This is a genomic window from Stutzerimonas stutzeri (genome assembly GCF_024448955.1).
Classification (GTDB): domain Bacteria; phylum Pseudomonadota; class Gammaproteobacteria; order Pseudomonadales; family Pseudomonadaceae; genus Stutzerimonas; species Stutzerimonas stutzeri_AQ.
On sequence record NZ_JAMOIH010000016.1, the window covers coordinates 43242 to 56807 of the forward strand.

A 13566-nucleotide genomic window follows, 5' to 3' on the forward strand; every position below is an offset into this window, starting at 1 on the left:
TTAGTTACCTGCCGCCAGGCTGGCGTCGAGAATGGCCAGCACCAGCTGCTGGAAATCCAGCCCCGCCGCGCGCGCCGCCATCGGCACCAGACTGTGATCGGTCATTCCCGGAACGGTATTCACCTCCAGCAGCCAGAAGGCGCCGGCGCTGTCCTGCATGACATCGACACGCGCCCAGCCCTGAATACCCACGGCCTCGCAGGCACGGGCGGAAAGATTCTTTAGTTCTTCTTCCTTGGCCGCATCCAGACCGCAGGGAATGCGGTACTGGGTATCGCTGGCCAGATACTTGGCGTCGTAGTCGTAAAAGGTGTGCGGGGTACCCAGCCCGATCGGCGGCAAGACCGAACCGCGAAGCGTGGCGACCGTGTATTCCGGCCCTTGAATCCATTGCTCGACCAACACCTGAGAGTCATAGGCACTGGCAGCGCGCCAAGCGGCAATCAGCTCGGCGATGCCGCCGACCTTGGCCATGCCGATGCTCGAACCTTCATGCGCGGGTTTGACGATCAGCGGAAAGCCCAGGCTTTCGGCCGCAGCGTGACAGTCAGCCTCAGTCATCAGCACGGCATGGCGCGGGGTTGGCAGGCCGAGGCTCTGCCACACCTGCTTAGTGCGCAATTTGTCCATGGCCAGTGCCGACGCCAGAATGCCGCTGCCGGTATAGGGAATGCCGGCGCACTCAAGCAGGCCCTGCATGCTGCCGTCTTCGCCGCCACGGCCGTGCAGCACGATAAAGGCGCGGTCAACATGCTCGCTGTTCAGGCGAGCCAGCACATCATCGCCAACGTCGATGCCGAACGCATCGACACCCGCCGACTGCAGCGCGCCCAGTACCGCGGCACCGGACTTCAGCGACACTTCGCGTTCGGCACTCTTGCCGCCGAACAGCACGGCAACCCGGCCAAACGCCTTGGGATCACGGGTCGATTGCAGGCCAGTCATTCACTCTTCCTCGCGGCGCTTGCATCGCCAGCAAACAGGGGACTGTTGATCAATTGGGGAGCCAGTCCGCCGATGTCTCCGGCACCTTGGCAGAGCAGAATGTCGCCGGCGCGCAGCAGCGGTTTGACCAACGGGGCGAGCTCGATGCCCCGCTCGATATAGATCGGATCCAGTTGCCCACGCTGCCGGATGCTGTGAGCCAGATGACGACTGTCAGCACCCGGAATGGGCTCCTCGCCAGCCGGATAGACCTCCATCAGCAGCAGCACATTGGCGTCGTTCAATACCTGCACGAAGTCGTCGTACAGATCACGGGTTCGGCTGAAGCGATGGGGTTGGTAGACCATGACCAGCCGGCGCTCGGGCCAACCGCCGCGCACTGCCTGGATCACCGCGGCCACCTCACGCGGATGGTGGCCATAGTCGTCGACCAGCATCACGCTGCCGCCTTCGACAGGCAGCTCGCCGTAGACCTGAAACCGCCGACCGACACCGCCAAATTGCGACAGCCCTTGCACAATGGCTTCGTCGTCAATGCCCTCGTCGGTGGCGATAGCGATGGTGGCCAGCGCGTTGAGTACGTTGTGGTTGCCCGGCATGTTGACCGATACATCGAGCGCGTCGAAGCCGTCACGCAGCACGGTGAAGTAAGTGCGCATCCCTTCCTGTCGGATGTTGATGGCCCGTACATCGGCGTCTTCGCGAGTGCCGTAGGTGGTAATTGGCCGGCCGACTTGCGGAATGATTTCGCGTACCACCGGATCATCCACACAGAGCACTGCCAGTCCGTAGAACGGAAGGTTGTGAAGGAATTCGACGAAGGTCCGCTTAAGCTTCCCGAAGTCACCGCCATAGGTGCTCATGTGGTCGGCGTCGATGTTGGTCACAACCGCAACCATTGGCTGCAAATGCAGGAAGCTCGCGTCGCTCTCGTCGGCTTCGGCAATCAGATAGCGGCTGGTGCCCAATTGCGCATTGGTACCGGCGGCGGTCAGACGCCCGCCGATGACGAAGGTCGGATCGAGTCCGCCCGCAGCAAACACCGATGCCAGCAGGCTGGTCGTGGTGGTCTTGCCGTGGGTGCCGGCAACGGCGATCCCGTGGCGATAGCGCATCAGCTCGGCCAGCATCTCGGCACGCGGCACCACCGGGATCCGCTGTTCAAGCGCAAATGCGACCTCGGGGTTGGAAGCATTCACCGCACTGGAAACCACCAGCACATCGGCCCCAGCCACATTGCCGGCCTGATGTCCGATATAAATTTGCGCACCGAAACTCTGCAGGCGCTCAGTGCTCGCCGATTCTTTCAGATCCGAGCCGGAGACGTCGTAGCCGAGATTCAGCAGGACTTCGGCGATGCCGCACATGCCGACGCCGCCGATACCGACGAAATGAATTCTGCGGATGCGGCGCATGCGGCGCACTTCGGCCTTGACCGCTGCGGGAGACTTAGCCATGCGCCACCTCCAGGCAGGTATCAACGACGGTACGGGTGGCGTCCGGCCGAGCCAGGCGGCGTGCCGTGGCCCCCATGGTCTTGAGTTTTTCCGGCTGCATCATTACCTCTGTCAGCTGCGCGGCCAGCGCGGCAGCATCGGTCTTTGCTTGTGGGAGAAGAACAGCAGCGCCCTCCTTCGCCAGGTATTCGGCGTTGCGGGTCTGGTGATCGTCGATCGCATGGGGCAAAGGCACCAGGAACGATGGCAACCCGGCCGCGGCCAGCTCGCAGACGGTCAGCGCACCCGCGCGGCAGATCACCAGGTCAGCCCAGGCGTAGGCACGGGCAATGTCTTTGATGAAGGGAGCGACTTCGGCCTCGACGCCCGCGGCGGTATAGCGCTCCCGGGTGATGTCGGCGTGCTGCTTGCCCGCCTGATGGAACACCTCGGGGCGCAGCTCGTGCGCCAATTGACCGAGGGCTTCGGGCAACAGTTTGTTCAACGGCTCGGCGCCCAGACTGCCACCCAGCACCAGCAGACGAGGACGACGCCCTAGCAGCGTTTGCCGGGGCGTTTCGAGAAACAGTTCGTGGCGCACCGGATTACCGGTCGTGCGGCGCTTCGCGCTGTTGGCGAAGGTATTCGGAAAGGCCTCGCAGACCCGTTGCGCAAACGGCACCAAGCTACGATTGGCGGTCCCGGCAACGGCATTCTGCTCATGGATCACCAGCGGCACACCGGCCAGCTTCGCGGCCAATCCGCCGGGCCCCGTCACGTAGCCACCGAGCCCCAGTACGCAGACCGGCTTGAGCTCCCGCATGATCCGACGGGCTTGCCCGAGCGAACGCAGCAACTGGAAAGGAGCCTTGAGCAAGGACATTACGCCCTTGCCTCGCAGCCCGCTCACCTGGATCAGATGCAGCGGCAGACCGGCGGCCGGCACCACTTCGTTCTCGATCCCCCGAGGCGTGCCCAGCCAATGCACGCTGTAGCCGCGACTCTGGAATTCATGCGCACAGGCCAGCGCGGGGAAAACGTGTCCGCCAGTGCCACCGGCCATGATCAGTACGTTAGCGGCCATGGGCGACCCCCTTGGCCTTGGGTGCCGGCACTTCGGCGAAGTCTTCTTCGCTGAACTCGGCGTCTTCGCTACCCAATACGGTGCGGCTCTCCCACTCGATACGCAGCAACAAAGCCATGCTGGCGCAGGTCACCACCAGCGAACTGCCGCCATAGCTCAGGAATGGCAGGGTCAGCCCCTTCGTCGGAAGGAGCCCCACGTTCACACCGACGTTGATCAAAAACTGTCCGAGCCACAAAAACGCCACGCCCCAGGCGATGTAAGCGGCGAAGAACTGGCGTGCGCGCTCGGCTGCCAGCCCGATATACAGAGCGCGTACGCCGACGAAGGCGAACAGCAAAATCGTCAGCAACGCGCCGACCATGCCGAGTTCTTCCGCGAGCACCGAAAACACGAAATCGGTATGCGCTTCAGGCAGATAGAACTGCTTCTGCACGCTGTTACCTAGACCGACACCCAGCCATTCGCCCCGCCCGAACGCGATCAGCGCCTGGGTCAATTGGTAGCCGGCGCCATATTGATCGGCCCAGGGATCGGTGAAGGTGATCAGACGCTGCAGGCGATACTCCTGCGTCTGCACCAGGATGAACACCGCGCCGACCGCCAGCAGCACCAGCAGACTGAAGCGGATCAAGCCGACACCACCAAGGAACAGCATCGCCACCGCCGCGCCCATCATGACGACGGTCGCACCGAAGTCGGGCTCGAGCAGCAACAGCATCGCCATCGGCAGCAGCACCAGGAATGGCTTGAGAAAGCCCCAGAGGCTTTCGCGTACTTCTTGCTGACGGCGCACCAGATAACCGGCGAGATAGACCACGACGAAGAGCTTGGCCAACTCCGACGGCTGCACGTTGAAGGCGCCGAAGCCGATCCAGCGCATGGAGCCGTTGACCTCACGCCCAATGCCCGGGATCAGTACCAGGATCAGTAACGCAAACGCGGCTAACAGCAGCATCCAGTCCGACCGCTGCCATACGGACAAGGGCACCAGCAACACAACCGCCGCGGCCCCCAGACCGAGCAGCACGTACACCAGATGGCGAACCATGTGGTACAGCGAATTGCCGGCATTCACCGCAGCGACTTCCGAAGACGCTGAGGTAATCATCACGAGCCCCAGGCCCAACAGCGCCAGGCAACCCGCGAGCATCGGAAAATCGAGATCCAGGCCACGGCGGCTGAATAGCGGAGACGGCGCACTGCGCAGGAAGGCGAGCATCAGTTGAGCGCCCCCACCGCAGCGGCGAACTGACGTCCGCGATCTTCGAAATTGATGAACATGTCGAGGCTGGCGCAGGCCGGCGACAGCAATACCGCATCGCCAGGCTGCGCCAGCTTGGCCGCCTGCTGCACAGCCTCCTGCAGGGTCTGGACACGGTGAATCGGCGCAGCGCTATCGAGCGCAGCCGCGAGCAGCTCGGCATCACGCCCCAGCAGAACGACATGGCGGCAGTGATGCGAAACCGGGCTACGCAGCCCCGAGAAATCGGCACCCTTGCCGTCGCCGCCGGCAATCAACACCAGCTTGCCGTCGATATCGCTGCCCAAACCATCGATGGCGGCCAGCGCAGCGCCCACGTTGGTCGCCTTGGAGTCGTCGTAATAGTGAACGCCCTTACGCTCACCCACCCACTGGCAGCGATGGGCAAGTCCGGCGAAGCGGCGCAACGTAGCGAGCATCGGTTCGAACGGCAGCCCCGCCGCATGCCCCAGGGCCAGAGCGGCCAGCGCGTTGGATTGGTTGTGCGCACCGCGAATCTTCAACTGATTAGCAGGCATCAGAGCATCGAACTGGAAGGCCAGATACTTTTCCCCGTTCTCCTCGAACAGCCCGAAGCCCTTGAAGTCAGGTTTGCCAAGGCCGAACGACCATGCCGGCACGTCATCACCTATCAACGGACGGCTCAGACGATCGTCACGATTGATCACGACTTGCCGTGCGCCGCGGAAAATCCGGTGTTTGGCCTGGTGATACGCCGGCAGCCCGTCGTAGCGATCCATGTGGTCTTCGCTGATATTCAGACAGGTCGCAACCTGTGCGTTCAGCTGATCGGTCGTTTCCAACTGGAAGCTGGAGAGCTCCAGCACATAGAGCTCGACGTCGTCGTCAAGCAGATCCAGTGCGGGGGTTCCGAGATTCCCGCCCACCGCGACCTTGCGACCGGCTGCAGCGGCCATTTCGCCGACCAACGTGGTTACGGTGCTTTTGGCATTGGAGCCGGTGATTGCAATGATCGGCGCCTTGGCTTCGCGGGCGAACAGCTCGATGTCGCCTGAGATCTTCACGCCTCTGGACGCGGCGACTTGCAGCGCCGGTGTGCTGAGCGGCAGGCCGGGGCTGACCAACAGCTCGCTGGCGCGGCAGAGAAACTCGGCATCGAGCTCGCCACAACGGACTTCGACATTCGGATATTGCGCTTGCAGAGTGGCCAGTTCCGGCGGATTCGCGCGCGTATCGGCCACGGCAAACGGCACGCCACGGCTCGCCAGATGGCGAACCAGGGACATGCCGCTCTTGCCGAGACCGACGACGATGCGGAACTGATCGGAAGCGATGAGCACTCTTTATTACCTCAGTTTCAGGGTGGCGAGACCAACCAGCACCAGAATCACCGTAATGATCCAGAAGCGCACGATGACCCGCGGCTCGGGCCAGCCCTTGAGTTCGAAATGGTGGTGAATCGGTGCCATGCGGAACACCCGCTTGCCGGTCAGCTTGAACGAGGCGACCTGGATCATTACCGACAGGGTCTCCATCACGAACACACCGCCCATGATGAACAGCACGACTTCCTGACGAACGATCACGGCGATGGTGCCCAGTGCAGCGCCGAGTGCCAGGGCACCGACGTCGCCCATGAAGACTTGAGCCGGGTAGGTGTTGAACCAGAGAAAGCCGAGCCCGGCACCGATCAGCGCACCGCAGAACACGATCAGTTCGCCTGCGCCGGGGATATAGGGAATCAATAGGTACTGGGCAAAGTTCACGTTGCCCGAGAGGTAGCAGAAGATACCCAGCGCGCCACCGACCATCACGGTCGGCATGATCGCCAGACCATCCAGGCCGTCGGTGAGGTTGACCGCGTTGCTCGAGCCGACAATGACGAAGTAGGTCAGCACCACGAAGCCGATCCCGAGCGGAATCTCGATGTTTTTCAGCAGCGGCAGGATCAACGTGGTTTCGACGGGCGTCTGCGCAGTCATATAAAGGAAGATTGCCGCGCCGACTCCGAACACCGATTGCCAGAAGTACTTCCAACGGCTCGGCAAGCCGCGCGAGTTCTTCTCGATCACCTTGCGATAGTCGTCGACCCAACCCACCGCCCCGAATAACAACGTGACGGCCAGCACCACCCATACGTAGCGGTTGGACAGGTCCGCCCAGAGCAGCGTACTGATGGCGATGGCGCTGAGAATCAAGGCGCCACCCATGGTCGGGGTACCGGATTTAGACAGGTGCGTCTGCGGCCCATCAGTCCGTACGGACTGGCCGATCTGGCGCAGCTGCAGGGTGCGGATCAGCCAGGGTCCCATCCACAGCGAAAGCACCAGCGCGGTAAGCACGCCGAGGATTCCGCGCAGGGACAGGTACTGGAAGACCGCGAAGCCCGTGTGGAAGCGTTGCAGATACTCGGCGAGTAGCAGCAGCATCAATGTTTCTCCATGCCGGACGCAGAAAGCGCGGCGACGACCTTATCCATCGCGGCGCTCCGTGATCCCTTGATCAATATTGTTGTGGCGTTGCCCTGCTCCAGGCGCAACGCATCGATCAGACTCTGCTGATCGACGAAATGACGACCGCCAGCCCCGAATGCATCGACGGCATGCTTCATCAGCGGCCCGACCGCGAACAGTGCTTCCACCTTGCCGGCGGCGTAGCTGCCCACCTCGCGATGGCCCTGTTCGGCCCAATCGCCCAGCTCGCCCATGTCGCCCAGCGCCAGCACGGTACGCCCAGCGAAGCCAGCCAGCACGTCGGTGGCGGCGCAGATGGAGGCTGGGTTGGCGTTGTAGGTATCGTCGATCAGGCGAACGCCATTGCCGAGCATCTGCGCAACACCCCGGCCCTTGACCGGCTGCAGGCTCTCGAGACCCGCGACGATGTGTTCGCGCGCGATACCCAGCGCGTGGGCGGCGGCCGCGGCGGCGAGCGCATTGGCCACGCTGTGGCGACCGAGCAGATTGAGCTGGACGCGAGCGGACCCGGACGGGCCGTTCAAGACGAAGTTCGGGCAACCGCGTTGGTCATAAGCGATCGATGAGGGATGAAAGTCCGCCAGGGGGCTTTGTATCGCGAAGCTGAGCACCGATTTTCCAGCCACCCGCTGCTGCCAAGTGGCATAAGCGCGGTCGTCGCGATTGAGCACGGCGATGCCATCAGCCGCGAGGCCGTCGAGGATTTCACCCTTGGCCTCGACGATTTTCTCGGGGCCACCAAACTCGCCGACATGAGCGGTTCCGGCGTTGGTAATGAGACTGACATCCGGCTGCGTCAGGCTGACGGTATAAGCGATCTCTCCGAGCCGCGAAGCGCCCAGCTCGATCACTGCGGCCTTGTGTTGAGGAGACAGCTCCAACAGCGTAAGCGGAGCGCCAAGATCGTTGTTGAGATTGCCACGGGTGGCCAGTACCGCATCGGCGCCAAAGGCGGCGCGCAGGATGCTGGCGAGCAGCTCCTTTACGCTGGTTTTGCCACTGGAGCCGGTAATTGCCGCGACCGGTCCGGTAAAGGCGGCGCGGTTCAGCGCACCCAGTTGACCCAGCGCGATGCGGCTGTCAGCGACCACCAATTGAGGCAGCGATACATCTTCCACGTGCCGCTCGACCAGGGCGGCAACGGCTCCCTTGGCAGCGACCTCGGCCAGATAGGCATGGCCGTCGAAGCGGGGACCGGTCAGCGCCACGAACAACTGCCCTGGCTCGATGGCACGACTGTCGGTGCTAACCGAACTGAACGCCACATCGGCATTCACCAGCCTGGCGGACAGCGACTCGACTAGATCACTCAGACGAATGGTTTCAAGCATCGGAACCCCTCCAGGCAGCCAGGGCGATCGATGCCTGGTCGAGATCGGAGAACGGCAGGCGCTCTCCTTTTATCTCCTGATAATCCTCATGGCCCTTGCCGGCCAGCAGCACTACGTCATCGACATGGCTATCGGCGATGCAGCGGGCGATGGCGTCGGCGCGACCCGGCACGAAAGCAGCCTGCTCGGGTGCGCCGAAGCCGGCACGAATCTCATCGAGAATCTGCAGCGGATCTTCATTTCGTGGATTGTCATCAGTCACAACGACGCTGTCCGCCAGGCGCTCAGCGACCTGCGCCATCAGCGCACGCTTGCCGCGGTCGCGATCGCCACCGCAACCGAAAAGGCACAACAACCGGCCACGAGTATGCGGACGCAGTGCGCTGAGAACCTTTTCCAGGGCGTCAGGCGTATGGGCGTAATCAACTACGACCAGCGGACGCTCACCACCACCCAGACGCTGCATGCGTCCAGCAGGACCGTCGATCTCCGGCAGTACGGCGAGGATTTCATCCAGCGGATAGTTCATCCCCAGCAGCGCGCCGATCGCCGCGAGCACATTGCTGACGTTGAAACGGCCAAGCAAAGGGCTACGCAGCGAGCGTTCACCCTGCGGGGTAATGAGGCGTGCATGGATTCCGTTGTCGTCCAGCCGCGCCTCTGGGCAGTAAAGGTATGCGGTGGCATCGTCCAGGCTGTAGGTGATCAGCCGCGATTCGCCTTTTTCAGCAGCAAGAACGCGCCCGAACGCATCATCCAGATTGATCACGCGGCAGCTGAGCTCCGGCATCTTGAACAACCGGGCCTTGACCTCACCGTAGGCTTCCATGGAGCCGTGATAGTCCAGATGATCGCGTGAAAGATTGGTGAACACGGCGACATCGAATGCCAGCGCGGCAACCCGTCCCTGATCCAGGCCATGGGACGACACTTCCATCGCAACGGCCCGTGCGCCTTGCTTGCGCAGATTTGCCAGGTTGGCTTGCACGCCGATGGCATCGGGCGTCGTGTGCTGGCCGAGTATCAGTTCGCCATGAAAACCGGTGCCCAGAGTACCGATGATACCGCAACGCTCACCCAGGCGATCCAGCGCCTGAGCGACCAGATAAGTGACGCTGGTTTTGCCGTTGGTTCCGGTAACGCCAACCAGGTGCAGGCTGCGGCTCGGCTCGCCGTAGAACCGTCCGGCTATCGCCGACAATTGCTCCGCCAGATGACGCACGGGAACCAGCACGGCACTTGCTGCGGTCATTTCCACCGCGCCTTCGGCTTCATAGGCCACCGCCGCCGCGCCGCGGGAAACGGCATCGGCAATATGCACGCGACCGTCCTGCTGGTAACCAGGCACAGCCAGAAACAGGTCGCCCGGTCGCACCTTGCGGCTGTCGAGGGTCAGCTCACGAATCAAGGTGGCGCTGTCGGCCTGAGGCAGCAACTGATTCAACGGCATCGGCATCAGATACGCCCTCCCTTGACCTTGGCCGCCTCGGCGGTTTGAACATCTGCGGGTGGCGGTAGATTGTCTGGCGCAACGTTCATCAATCGCAACGCACGAGCCGCCACTTTGCCGAACACCGGCGCGGCGACTAGCCCGCCGTAGTACCCGCCCTCGCTGGGCTCGTCGACCACGACGACGACGGCGATGCGTGGATTGGATACCGGTGCCACACCGGCGAAGAACGAACGATAGGCGTCCTTGGTATAGCCACCGGTTCCGGATACTTTTTTCGCCGTACCGCTCTTGCCAGCCACGTGGTAACCCGGGACCTTGGCGCGGGTGCCACCGCCGCCCTCTTCCTCGACCACGGACTGCAACATCCGCAACACCGTGGTGGAAATCGTCTTGTCGATGACTTGCACGCCTTCCTGCGGCTGGTCCAGACGCAGCAGCGACATGGGTACATTGTTGCCTTCGTTACCTAGTACGGCATAGGCATGAGCGAGCTGCGCTGCCGTCACCGATAAGCCGTAGCCGTATGCGAGCGAAGCGGTCTCCGCATCCCGCCATTTGCGGTGATTGGGAAGGTTGCCGACGCGCTCGCCTGGAAAGCCGAGACCGGTGGCCTGACCGAACCCAGCCTGCTGCATGATGGTGTGCACTGGCTCCGGACCGATATCCAACGCGATCTTGCTGATCCCGACGTTGCTGGATTTCATCAGGATGCCGGTCAGGTTGAGCATGCCCCCGCGAGAAACGTCGCGGATGGTGTACCGGCCGATACGCATCCAGCCCGGCAAGGTATTGACTACCGACTCCGGCTGGTACTTACCTGTTCCGAGGGCTGCAGCAATGCTGAATGGCTTGACCGTCGAGCCGGGCTCGAACACGTCGATCAACGCACGATTGCGCATCGCCGATGGCTGCAGATTGCGGCGATTGTTGGGGTTGTAGGTAGGCTGGTTGGCCATGGCGAGGACTTCGCCGGTTTGCACATCGACCATCACCAGACTGGCAGCTTTGGCACCGTGCTCCTGCACCACTTTGCGCAACTCGCTATGAGCCAGATATTGCAAGCGCAGATCGATGGACAACGCCAGCGCCTTGCCGGGCTTTGCGTTCTTGACCACCTGCACATCCTTGATCAACCGGCCACGGCGGTCCTTGAGCACCTGACGCTTGCCGGGAACGCCGGCCAGCCACTCGTCATATGCCAGCTCCAGGCCTTCCCGGCCACGATCGTCGATATCCGTGAAGCCAACCACATGCGCGGCGACCTCGCCGGCGGGATAGAAGCGACGGAACTCCTCCTGGGCATACACGCCCGGAATGCCGAGATCCAGTACACGCTGGCCCTGTTCGGGTGTCAGCCCACGCACCAGGTAGATGAATTCGCGCTCGGCTTGCTCCTTGAGGCGCTGCTGAAGCGCGACCGGTTCTTGGCCTAGCGCTTGCGCCAGCTCTGGCCAACGCGCCTGCGCAGCCTGAAGCTCACGCGGATTACCCCAAAGCGTCGTGACCGGCGTGCTGACTGCCAGGGGTTCACCGTGGCGATCGGTAATCAAGCCGCGATGCGCCGGGATGGGAATGTGCCGCACACTGCGAGCGTCACCCTGATTCTGCAGAAAGCCCTGGTCGATCACCTGCAAATCGACGATGCGCCACGCAAGGGCGCCAACCATCAGGGCCAGCAACGCCAGGACGATGCGAAAGCGCCACGGATACAGCGCGCCCTGGAGCTTCATTGAGCCACCAGCCTGACATCAGCCGCTTCAGGGATGAGCATCTTCAGCTGCTCGGTCGCCAGCGTCTCGATACGGCTATGCGCCGTCCAGGTGCTCTGTTCCAGAATCAAGCGCCCCCACTCGGCCTGCGCCTTGTCGCGTACGCTGAGTTCGCCATACAGCTCGTTGAGCAGCTGGCGGTTCCAGTGCGCGCTATAGGCAACCGCGATCGCCGACAAGAGCACGGCAATGAACAGCACCAGCATCATCAGGCTGCCGTTGGGCATGGCGCGTCGTAGCGTATTCACCGCAGCTTCTCCGCAACGCGCATCACGGCACTGCGTGACCGGGGATTGGCTTTGACCTCTTCGGGGGATGCGTACTGCGGCTTGCCCAACAGCTTCAGGCGTGGCACGAACTTCTCAGGAATGATCGGCAGGTCGCGCGGCAGGTTGTCGGCTTCGCCCTTGGCGTGGCGGCGCATAAATTGTTTGACGATGCGGTCTTCAAGCGAATGAAAGCTGATAACCACCAGCCGGCCACCGACGTCGAGCGCCTCGAGCGCAGCCTCGAGCCCGTCCTCCAGATCGCCGAGCTCGTTATTGATAAAGATGCGCAGCCCTTGAAAGGCGCGAGTCGCCGGATTCTTGCCTTTTTCCCAGGCCGGATTGGCCACGGTCAGTACCTGAGCGAGATCGGCCGTACGCTCGAACGGGCGCTCGGTTCTCCGTTGCACCACGGCGCGCGCCATGCGCTTGGCAAAACGTTCTTCGCCGTACTCCTTGAATACCCGCGCGATATCTTCTTCGCTGGCCGTGGCGATCCAGTCCGCAGCACTGACGCCGCGACTGGGATCCATGCGCATGTCGAGAGGGCCATCGTTGAGGAAACTGAAGCCGCGCTCCGGATCGTCCAGCTGAGGCGAGGACACGCCGAGGTCCAGCAGCACGCCGCTCAACGTACCGGTCCAGCCACGCTGCGCGACTTCGGCGCCGAGCTCGGCGAAACTTCTCTGTACAACGACAAAGCGGCCATCCTCGGCCGCCAGTGCTTGCCCCGTAGCGATTGCTAGCGGGTCTTTGTCGAATCCTAGCAAGCATCCCTCAGGCCCAAGCTGCCGCAAAAGCAGGCGGCTATGGCCTCCGCGGCCAAAAGTGCCATCCAGATAGCGGCCATCCGGGCGCACAGCGAGCGCCGCAACGGCCTCGTCGAGCAACACAGTGACATGGTTATAGCTGCTGGTCTGGGTCACAGGATTAGATCACGCAATGCTTCCGGCAACGCGCCGGGTTGTTTTATGGCCGCCAGATCCGCATCTGCTTGCGCGTTCCAGTCGTCCTCGTTCCACAGGCTGAACTTGTTCAGCTGACCTACCAGCATGGCCCGCTTGTCCAGACCGGCGTATTCACGCAGGCGTGGCGGCACCAGCACACGCCCGCTACCGTCCATTTCAAGATCCACTGCGTTACCAATGAGCAAACGCTGCAACCGGCGACTTTCCTCATGCAGCGATGGCAACTCGCGGAGCTTGGCTTCGATTTGCTCCCATTCTGGAAGTGGATAAATGCAGAGGCAGCGGTCCACGGCGTCGATAGTGATGATCAACTGGCCCTCGCAGCGCGAAACGAGCTCGTCGCGATACCGGCTGGGCATAGCTAGCCGCCCTTTGGCATCGAGACTAATGGCGTTTGCTCCGCGAAACACGGCTGCGCTTCCTCTGAATTTAGCTATCCGTATCCATAATTACCCACTTCGCTCCACTTTTTACCACTCGTGCGCACTATAGAAATGCAGCAGCCCCACCGTCAAGGTGAGCCTGAACGGAAAAAGCCTTACGGAACGGCAATTTAGCGAATGGGAAGGGGATGAACGGTAAAGCGATGAACTTGCGAGACGGCCTTTTACAGGC

At 62.4% G+C, this 13566-nt stretch carries 12 protein-coding genes; all 12 read right to left on the reverse strand.

Annotated elements, in window-relative coordinates:
- Genes NA645_RS16530 through mraZ form a run of 12 tightly spaced genes read right to left on the reverse strand, consistent with a single transcriptional unit; the run spans window position 1 to window position 13361 of the window.
- Window positions 1-945: a D-alanine--D-alanine ligase gene (locus NA645_RS16530; protein WP_256049853.1), complete on the reverse strand. Its 945-nt coding sequence runs from the start codon at window positions 943-945 to the stop codon at window positions 1-3.
- Window positions 942-2402, reverse strand: a complete 1461-nt coding sequence (gene murC / locus NA645_RS16535; protein WP_256049854.1) for a UDP-N-acetylmuramate--L-alanine ligase — start codon at window positions 2400-2402, stop codon at window positions 942-944. Before murC ends, NA645_RS16530 begins: the two co-directional genes overlap by 4 nt.
- Entirely contained in the window at window positions 2395-3465 is a 1071-nt protein-coding gene (gene murG, locus NA645_RS16540; protein ID WP_256049855.1) for an undecaprenyldiphospho-muramoylpentapeptide beta-N-acetylglucosaminyltransferase, read from the reverse strand. Before murG ends, murC begins: the two co-directional genes overlap by 8 nt.
- Window positions 3455-4687 carry a putative lipid II flippase FtsW gene (gene ftsW, locus NA645_RS16545; protein ID WP_256049858.1) on the reverse strand — a complete coding sequence of 411 codons (1233 nt, stop codon included), beginning with the start codon at window positions 4685-4687 and terminating at the stop codon, window positions 3455-3457. Before ftsW ends, murG begins: the two co-directional genes overlap by 11 nt.
- A complete protein-coding gene (gene murD, locus NA645_RS16550; protein WP_256049859.1) occupies window positions 4687-6030 on the reverse strand; it encodes a UDP-N-acetylmuramoyl-L-alanine--D-glutamate ligase in 1344 nt (447 codons plus the stop codon). Before murD ends, ftsW begins: the two co-directional genes overlap by 1 nt.
- 6 nt (window positions 6031-6036) lie before the next feature.
- Window positions 6037-7119: a phospho-N-acetylmuramoyl-pentapeptide-transferase gene (gene mraY / locus NA645_RS16555; protein ID WP_256049860.1), complete on the reverse strand. Its 1083-nt coding sequence runs from the start codon at window positions 7117-7119 to the stop codon at window positions 6037-6039.
- Window positions 7119-8495: a UDP-N-acetylmuramoyl-tripeptide--D-alanyl-D-alanine ligase gene (locus NA645_RS16560; RefSeq protein WP_256049861.1), complete on the reverse strand. Its 1377-nt coding sequence runs from the start codon at window positions 8493-8495 to the stop codon at window positions 7119-7121. Before NA645_RS16560 ends, mraY begins: the two co-directional genes overlap by 1 nt.
- Window positions 8488-9951 (reverse strand): UDP-N-acetylmuramoyl-L-alanyl-D-glutamate--2,6-diaminopimelate ligase, encoded by a 1464-nt coding sequence (locus NA645_RS16565; protein WP_256049862.1) that lies wholly within the window; start codon window positions 9949-9951, stop codon window positions 8488-8490. Before NA645_RS16565 ends, NA645_RS16560 begins: the two co-directional genes overlap by 8 nt.
- Window positions 9951-11678 carry a peptidoglycan D,D-transpeptidase FtsI family protein gene (locus NA645_RS16570; RefSeq protein WP_256049863.1) on the reverse strand — a complete coding sequence of 576 codons (1728 nt, stop codon included), beginning with the start codon at window positions 11676-11678 and terminating at the stop codon, window positions 9951-9953. Before NA645_RS16570 ends, NA645_RS16565 begins: the two co-directional genes overlap by 1 nt.
- Window positions 11675-11944 (reverse strand): cell division protein FtsL, encoded by a 270-nt coding sequence (gene ftsL, locus NA645_RS16575; RefSeq protein WP_256049922.1) that lies wholly within the window; start codon window positions 11942-11944, stop codon window positions 11675-11677. The genes NA645_RS16570 and ftsL overlap by 4 nt, the downstream gene beginning before the upstream one ends.
- 17 nt (window positions 11945-11961) lie before the next feature.
- Window positions 11962-12909: a 16S rRNA (cytosine(1402)-N(4))-methyltransferase RsmH gene (gene rsmH / locus NA645_RS16580; protein WP_256049864.1), complete on the reverse strand. Its 948-nt coding sequence runs from the start codon at window positions 12907-12909 to the stop codon at window positions 11962-11964.
- Window positions 12906-13361, reverse strand: a complete 456-nt coding sequence (gene mraZ, locus NA645_RS16585; protein ID WP_256049865.1) for a division/cell wall cluster transcriptional repressor MraZ — start codon at window positions 13359-13361, stop codon at window positions 12906-12908. Before mraZ ends, rsmH begins: the two co-directional genes overlap by 4 nt.
- Window positions 13362-13566 lie beyond the last annotated feature (205 nt).